Annotated in this window: 6 protein-coding genes and 4 pseudogenes; 8 read left to right on the forward strand and 2 right to left on the reverse strand. The window is 56.7% G+C overall.

Annotation, left to right across the window (positions count from 1 at the left end; all coding sequences use genetic code 11):
* From E4K65_RS45870 to E4K65_RS45905, 8 genes and pseudogenes are all read left to right on the forward strand, one after another.
* Positions 1 to 277, forward strand: a 277-nt coding sequence (locus tag E4K65_RS45870) for a hypothetical protein (RefSeq protein ID WP_235886057.1), incomplete at its 5' end; no start/stop codon positions are given.
* A 30-nt stretch (positions 278 to 307) separates the two neighbouring features.
* Positions 308 to 529: pseudogene (locus tag E4K65_RS45875) on the forward strand (IS30 family transposase); the annotation flags it as partial.
* Positions 519 to 662 (forward strand): annotated as a pseudogene (locus E4K65_RS50185) (IS30 family transposase); the annotation flags it as partial. The pseudogenes E4K65_RS45875 and E4K65_RS50185, both read left to right, overlap by 11 nt.
* Positions 663 to 698: 36 nt before the next feature.
* A pseudogene (locus tag E4K65_RS49365) lies at positions 699 to 970 on the forward strand (integrase core domain-containing protein); the annotation flags it as partial.
* Positions 971 to 1,310: 340 nt separating this feature from the next.
* A complete protein-coding gene (locus tag E4K65_RS49370) occupies positions 1,311 to 1,616 on the forward strand; it encodes a hypothetical protein (RefSeq protein ID WP_235886058.1) in 306 nt (101 codons plus the stop codon).
* A 535-nt stretch (positions 1,617 to 2,151) separates the two neighbouring features.
* Complete coding sequence (locus tag E4K65_RS45895; RefSeq protein ID WP_135179667.1) at positions 2,152 to 2,661, forward strand: N-formylglutamate amidohydrolase; 510 nt, start codon at positions 2,152 to 2,154, stop codon at positions 2,659 to 2,661.
* A 525-nt stretch (positions 2,662 to 3,186) separates the two neighbouring features.
* A complete protein-coding gene (locus E4K65_RS48345; RefSeq protein ID WP_209312162.1) occupies positions 3,187 to 3,894 on the forward strand; it encodes an aspartate/glutamate racemase family protein in 708 nt (235 codons plus the stop codon).
* Positions 3,895 to 4,415: 521 nt separating this feature from the next.
* Positions 4,416 to 6,049: pseudogene (locus E4K65_RS45905) on the forward strand (AMP-binding protein).
* A 331-nt stretch (positions 6,050 to 6,380) separates the two neighbouring features.
* On the opposite strand, the gene E4K65_RS45910 reads toward E4K65_RS45905, so the two are convergent.
* The gene (locus E4K65_RS45910; protein WP_135179668.1) at positions 6,381 to 7,085 is read right to left on the reverse strand and encodes a hypothetical protein; all 705 of its coding nucleotides are present in this window, start codon (positions 7,083 to 7,085) and stop codon (positions 6,381 to 6,383) included.
* A gap of 117 nt (positions 7,086 to 7,202) precedes the next feature.
* Positions 7,203 to 7,479, reverse strand: a 277-nt coding sequence (locus E4K65_RS45915) for a hypothetical protein (protein ID WP_235886057.1), incomplete at its 5' end; no start/stop codon positions are given.

Genomic DNA, 7,479 nt, shown 5'->3' on the forward strand with positions numbered 1-7,479 from the left:
GGACACTGACTTCCTCGATCTTGTCGAAGAGGCGCATCTCAGCTTCAGGGCCAAGTCCGATGGCGAAATCGCCTTTGGGGCCCTGAAGGGCTTCCTGGACGTGCGTTACGGCACCCGCGACGGTTCGGCGTGCGCGGAGTTCTCGTGGGAAGGGCACGACGAAAATGACCCCGCCTGCGGTCGCGGATGGGTTATGATCGGCACTGCCGGCAGGCTCGTCGGCCACTTCTATATCCACAATGGCGACGATTCAGCCTTCGTTTGCGAACGCGGCTGAGTTCTTCAACAGCCTGCTAGGCCCGCCGTTCCCTGGAAGAGTCGCCGGCATGACCCGCGAAAGGATCGGAGATGGGCCAAGGCCTGGAGCCCTGAGCAGATTGCCCGTCGCCTGCCGATTGACTTCCCGGACGACAAGACTATGCGCATCAGCCACGAAGCCATCTATCAGTCCCTCTTCGTTCAGAGCCGGGGAGCGTTGCGCCGTGAGCTGACGGCCTGCTTGCGAACAGGACGCGTGTCAGTACTTCCCGAAAGGGACAGACCTGAGCATCCACAGCGCTGATGAAATCGCTGCCGTGGCCGCAGCCCTCAACGCTCGATCGAGAAAGACTCTGGGCTGGAAACGCCGGCAGAAGCGCTTGACGAGTTGTTGCCGTGAGTGAACATAGTCGGTGTTGCGACGACCGCTTGAATCCGCCCAGTACGCTTCACACAAATATCGCGCGGCCCTTGCCGTCGCCGGCGTCACCGCATGGATGAGCCGCAAGGCGCCGACTGCTACGACAATGCTCCGATGGAGAGCTTCTTCCACACCCTCCAAACCAAGCTCGTTCATCATCGGCAGTATCGGACCCGCACCGAGGCTCGGCGCGATATCTTCGCCTTCTTCTAGGGCTTCTACAACCGAACCCGGCTCCATTCCGCCATCGGATATATCCCACCGATCGAGATGGAGCTAAAAGCCGCTTAAACCCGTCCACTTTTTGGGGGGAAGATCAATGTTTCATGCCTGCCCTGCTCCTCTAGGGAGGGCGTGCGATAAAAGGGGAGGAGACCTTACGAATGGAAGGTGAGCCTGTGTGACTCCGGATGGAATAGCAGGCCGATCTTGCTCGTCGCCTCGTATTGTTCGCTGTTGCCCGTGCGGCGTTGCCGGGCCTTAGCGCTGGGATCTAAGCGTTGGAAGGACGGCACTGAAGCCGACGTAGCCGTGGCTGCGCTTGATCTCGGCCGTGTGACCTCGAAGCCGAGTGGCTGGGCTAGGCGCCGGCTAGCGGCCGGTATGAATGAAAAAGGGAGGAGACAATCGCATGAACGGATTTGAAAGAATGCGTGACTGCTGCGGCCTCGCTCGCGGTTGCTTTGGTAACTTCGACCGCGAAAGCGGGTGTCGTGCTCGATCGCTTCCTCGCCACAAGGAAGCTGAAGGTGGCGGTCGGCGCAGACTGGCTGCCGAGTTGTTGAACGGCGGGCGCGAGCTCGATGGCTTTGATGTGGGTGTGCCCAAGGGCATGGGCGAACGTCTGGGCGTGCAGGTCCAATTCGCGACGCCAGGCTGGGAGGCATCAACGCAGGCGAATGGCAGGGGCATTGAGACCTTGCCATGGGTCAGATGACGCCGACCAAGAAGCGTACGGAAGTTTTTGACTTGCCAGCCGTGTACATCTACGCGCGGGCGCTTGCCGCCGTTCACAAGGATAGTAAGGCGATCAAGCTTTGCGATCGCGACGGGAGGGTGGTGGGCGTCACGGCAAACACGGCGACTGGAGCGTACACCAATCACGCTCCAACAGAGGGCTGGGCCGCACCACATCAGCGCAGTGCCAATTCATGCCCGGTACGGTGAAGACGCACGCGAGCACCAACGTCGCGCTTGATGACTTCGCCTTGGCGATGGCGTTCGTCTTGGCGCGGTCGTCACTAGCGATGCGCAAGTGCGCGGTGCGATGAAATCAGGCGATCCAGTCAAACAGCTCGGAGACGTCCCATACTCAGTACCGCAAGCTCTCGCGACGCCACCTGGCGATAAGGAACTTAATTACAAGATTGCGGCCGCCATCAAGAGCATGAGGGGTGATGGCACGCTCTCAAAACGTGCCAACCCAATCGCAATGCGAGCAAAAGCAAATATGAAGGACTGGGGGGTAGGCAATGAACGAGCGTGGCAGCTTTTATTTAGCTCACAGTGTTCCGTCACCGCTGGAGGTGGTCGGCGGGGAGTTTGACAGCGAATTCTTCTTCGTATGCGAGCACGCGGGAAGAACGATTCCGAAATGCCTCGGGGATCTTGGAGTAGATCGCAGCGAGATGGACAGGCATATCGCATACGATGTAGGAGCAGAAGCCGTTTCCCGCCGACTCGCTAGCGCTCTTTGCGCCCCGCTATACGTCCAACCCTACAGCAGACTCGTGATCGACTGCAATCGCCCGTTCGAAGCTGCGGACTGCATTCCGGAGGTGAGTGACGGCACCGAAATCCCTCGAAACGTTGCACTGACGCCGGAGGAGCGAACCCTTCGCTTTGAAAACATCCACCGCCCATTCCACGAGGCCATTTCGGATGGTCTAGATCGCGTCCAAGCGCGCGGCCGAAAGGCGCTACTTCTGACGATCCACAGCTTTACCCCGATCATGAGGAACGGGCGAGGTGCGCGAGTGTGAACTTGGCTGTTGTTTCAATAAGGATGACCGCCTCGCAAAGGCGATGCTCTCGGAAATGCGCGCTACTTACCCAAACGCAAAAGCTTCGCTTAACGATCCCTATGCCGTTGGTGATATAGGAGACTATACGATACCGTTACATGGAGAACGACGCGGAATCCCGCACGTCCTCATTGAAACAAGAAATGATCATATTTCCGACAAGGCTGGACAAACGCGTTGGGCTGACGTTCTTATCAGAACAGTCTCCGCTGGGGTCGCGAAATTGAAACATGCCTGATTCTGACCAGCAGGCAAGGTATGTTTGCTTTCGAACAAAGTAGGAGCCGGAGTTCGTACGATTATCCCGCCTTAGGAGTTACCGCGCTTATCCTCGCTGATCATCCACCTTCTCAACGGCAGATCTTCTAGAGCTAGCGCGTGCAAATCTATCTGCCCCAAAACGGCTATCCAGTTGTAGAAAATGAGGCGCATCACAACGATCCGCCCACATAACGCAGATTCTACCCGCTCACGGAGATTTCAATGGCATTGCAGGCCCGGCGCTCTCTTGGTATTTTGCTCCTCGATCGCGGGCTGCCGCCCGGTACTACGCCGCCGTCAGCCGTCTTGGGCTCGATGCGAAATCCGGCTAGCTTTGACTTTCCGACGGTTTCAGAGACTGTCCCTGAAGCTTGGGCGGATCGCGTTATCCGTGGCGATGCAGCGCTCGAGCCTGCCTATATTGCAACTGCCCACCGGCTTGTCGAGCGGGGCGCTGTCGCATTGACCTCGAACTGCGGTTTTTCTATCCGGCAGCAGGCTGCTGTGGCCGCGGCAGTCAAAGTTCCTGTAGCGATGTCGAGCCTGCTTTTAGTACCGGCGTTGCTCCGGCAGCTACCGCCTGCCGCCAAGCTCGCCGTGATTACGGCCGACGCGAGGCATTTCGGCCAAAATCTGGTTGGGCTGGATAGTCCGGCCGAGCGGGCGAGGGTGGTTATCGGCGGCATAGAAGGCGGCAAGCTGTGGCAAAATGAGATGAAGCGTCCGCCATTACCAACCGACGCAGCCGATATTGAGCGAGATGTTGCAGCGTGCGTCGCGCGATTGCGCGACGCCCATCCGGAAATCGCGGCGATCCTGTTCGAATGCACGGCGTTTCCGTTGGTGACACCGGCGATCCGCCGTATCACAGGGTTGCCTATCTATGACATCATGAGCCTCTGCCGGATGACGTTCGCGTCGGTCGCTTAAGCGCGCGTGTACGTGCGACAAGATTACGATGTGGGGCGTGCTCCTGCTGCCGCATGACGGTCCAAAGTCTTGAAATTTGCAACTTCGCCTGCGACCTTTGGAGTGCTTTCCCTTCCTACCGGCTCATATCCAGTCGCTTGAACGGGTCGTCTGTTTAAAGTCTTCATGCGGGTGAAGGTCTGCTTGACCGACCGATCGCGCTCCACCGGTCGTCGGTTCGCACCGCGGCTTTCGTACCAAGTTTTAGCTTGAGAAAATGCAGTTCTCCAGGCTCGTGTACCAAAGATGCCTCGGCGCTGTATTCAGCGCCTCACCCAAGTTGATTTGATTTCGGCAACGTAGTTTCGTGGGTAACTTACAATGAAAAATGCCGCGCTTTATGCGCTTTTTCAAAGTGTGGCCAAGAGGCGCTCGACAGTCCTGCGGTGCGAGTAGGAGATAACGAGGTGAAGTGTGGAAGGTGAATGGCGTGTGGCGGTCGATCCACGCAAGCACCGTAGGGTGAGCCGGAGGACGGAAAGGTGCTCATGCGAGGAAGAAGATTCCACGAGATTCGAACATCCTTTCGATGGCATATTCCAGAGTACTACAACATCGGTGTAGACATCTGTGATCGGTGGGGCCGAGGAGGATCCCGATCGTCTAGCGATCATTGATGTAGAGCCTGGAAGAAAATCATTTCGGGAGTACTGTTTCTATGACTTGAAAACTATGTCGCGCAGACTTGCTAATGCGTTGAAAGTGCGCGGGATCGGGCGATGTGCAGGAGAAAGTTGAGATCGCGTCGGTGTCCTGCTTCCTCAGCGCGTTGAAACCGCAATAGCACACATTGCGTTGCTAAAATTAGGGTGCATATCGATCCCCCTATTTACATTATTTGCGTCCCGATGCGCTTTTGCACCGCCTCGCAAATTCTGGTGCAAGGGCGGTAGTGACTGATGCCTCAGGTGTCGAACGAATTAACAGGATACTTGACTACCTTCCGGCATTGAAGCTGATTATCTGTGTTGATGAGGCGATAGGGCCGGCTCAGGATTTCGCCGCCTTATGTGCTGCGGAATCGGCCGTCTTTGAGCCGGTATCGACACTCGCAGACGATCCGGCGATTTTGATCTACACCTCCGGTACGACGGGAGACCCCAAAGGCGCTCTTCATGCACATAGAGTGCTTCTGGGGCATCTCCCGGGTGTCAGATCAGTCACGAGTTCTTGCCGCAGAATGGCGACCGGTTCTGGACCCCGGCAGATTGGGCATGGACTGGCGGTCTCCTCGATGTGCTAATGTCGGCACTCCATCATGGCATCGCGGTTGTGGCGTGCAGGTTCACAAAGTTCACTACGAAAGCAGCCTGCGATCTCATCAAGACCTACCGAGTTCGCAATGCGTTTCTGCCCCCCACAGCTTTGAAAATGATGAAGCTTTTGCCCGACGCCGACAAGCTCAATCTTCAACTTCGGTCCGTGGCGAGCGGCGGCGAAAAACTAGGTGCAAAACTGATCGAATGGGGAAAGGCGATGCGGGGAGTCAATGTCAACGAGTTCTACGGTCAGACCGAATGTAACATGGTCGTTTCTTCCTGTCGCAGCAGTGGAGGCTCCTTTGGCTGGCACAATGGGACGGCCCGTGGAGGGTCACATCGTCGACGTGATCGATGCCACCACAGGCGATTGGCAGCAGGATGAAACGGAGGGGGCCATTGCGGTCCTGTCCCCGGACCCGGTGATGTTAATCGGCTATTGGAATGATTCCGAGGCGACGCGCAAAAAGTTCGTGGAGGGACCGGATGGTAAATGACTCCTGACGGGCGACCGGGGACTGCGCGATTCCGAAGGCCGGTTGCGTTTTCTAGGTCGAAGCGACGACGTAATCTGCTCTGCGGGATACCCGATCGGTCCCGCGGAAGTAGAGGATTGTTTGCTCACCCATGAAGCGGTCCGCCTTGCCGGAGTGGTAGCCAAGCCTGACACGCTTCGTGGTACGGTAGTGGCGGCATACGTCGTGCTCAAACCCGGATATTTCGCTTCAGATGCTTTGGCCGATGACATTGCCGGATTCGTTAAGTCGCGGTTGGCGGCGCACGAATACCTGCGGGTGATTCGGTTTATCGACGAAACGCCCATGACAACATCCGGCAAGATTGTTCGCAGGACATGACGCGAGATGGCTGAAAACCAGGCTGCAGCAGAAAAGGTGGCAACGAATCGGTGAAACCGTTGAGAGCATCGACTGATAAAGCATCAGCAGCATAGCGGCGAGTTTGTTTAGCCGGCCGAAGCCGCAGAGCGGCGATCCTAAGCTTTTGCCATGCGACCGCGCTCTGTGGTCGCAGGTCAGTTATGGACCATCTGCGCCGATGAGATCGATACCGCGCCAGCCGAGGCCGAAGCCCAGATCGACCTGGCGCGGTCCAATCGCGTGGAGAGACAGTCCGATCCTTCTTGCCAGAGATCTTGATCAGATCATCGCGGCAATGATAGCGACGCCCCTACCGGGCGAACTCGCGCGCGTGACGATCAACACGCGTCCTCAATTCGTCGCCAGTTACCCAAGTAAGCCAGTCTTCATTGGAAATGTCCTCTTCTACCAGCCGCAATATCGACCCACCTAGTTCATTATGCGTGTATTCGTATTGCGCAAGGACGCCCTTATCCACTAACCAGCGCGGTACAAGCGCACATACGAAATCGGGAGCCCACATGGCAAACGACACGCCGAATGCCATTCCTGCCATGATGTTGGGGATACCTTTTCCTCTATAGTCTCTGCGCACCCACGCATCCCCGTGGTAGGCCACTTTCCCGGAAATCTTCTTCGCACTTGGTGCTAAGCAAGTACAACTGTCGTTAGGATGTGCATGTACGGTCGGGTCAGCGTAAAACGCCTTCAACGATTCAAGATAATCGGCAAAGTTGCTGCGCGAAAGGTCATACATTCGAACAGCCTGTAAAACCGCAACCTCGCCATTTTTGTCGACGCCCATCATCCAAAATCCCTCGCCTGATTTAATCGGCGAGCGATCTGGCCGGAAGTTTGGATATGTGGGCCTTTTCGTTGGAGTGGTCCGCGTGATCGAGACATATCTATCAAAATCGAATCCTATCGAAAGATTGACGCCTTTTCTTGCAGCGTCGTCATCATATACTTGAAGGAATCGTGAAATGTGCAAAGGATTAGCTACTCTTTTCATCATTGCACGCTGTCCTATCCTGATGAGCCGCATTTATAGGGTGTGCGGCGAGATACTAATTATTGGTAGACCACCGCCAGGCGTCGAGATACTACCTTCCCTAGCAGGCTGTTGAAGAACTCAGCCGCGTTCGCAAACGAAGGCTGAATCGTCGCCATTGTGGATATAGAAGTGGCCGACGAGCCTGCCGGCAGTGCCGATCATAACCCATCCGCGACCGCAGGCGGGGTCATTTTCGTCGTGCCCTTCCCACGAGAACTCCGCGCACGCCGAACCGTCGCGGGTGCCGTAACGCACGTCCAGGAAGCCCTTCAGGGCCCCAAAGGCGATTTCGCCATCGGACTTGGCCCTGAAGCTGAGATGCGCCTCTTCGACAAGATCGAGGAAGTCAGTGTCC

Origin of the sequence: Bradyrhizobium niftali (genome assembly GCF_004571025.1) — a bacterium.
Lineage (GTDB): Bacteria > Pseudomonadota > Alphaproteobacteria > Rhizobiales > Xanthobacteraceae > Bradyrhizobium > Bradyrhizobium niftali.

Coding starts and splice junctions, on each gene's coding strand:
- E4K65_RS49370 (WP_235886058.1), top strand. CDS start 1,311: ATGAACGGATTTGAAAGAATGCGTGACTGCTGCGGCCTCGCTCGCGGT.
- E4K65_RS45895 (WP_135179667.1), top strand. CDS start 2,152: ATGAACGAGCGTGGCAGCTTTTATTTAGCTCACAGTGTTCCGTCACCG.
- E4K65_RS48345 (WP_209312162.1), top strand. CDS start 3,187: ATGGCATTGCAGGCCCGGCGCTCTCTTGGTATTTTGCTCCTCGATCGC.
- E4K65_RS45910 (WP_135179668.1), bottom strand. CDS start 7,085: ATGATGAAAAGAGTAGCTAATCCTTTGCACATTTCACGATTCCTTCAA.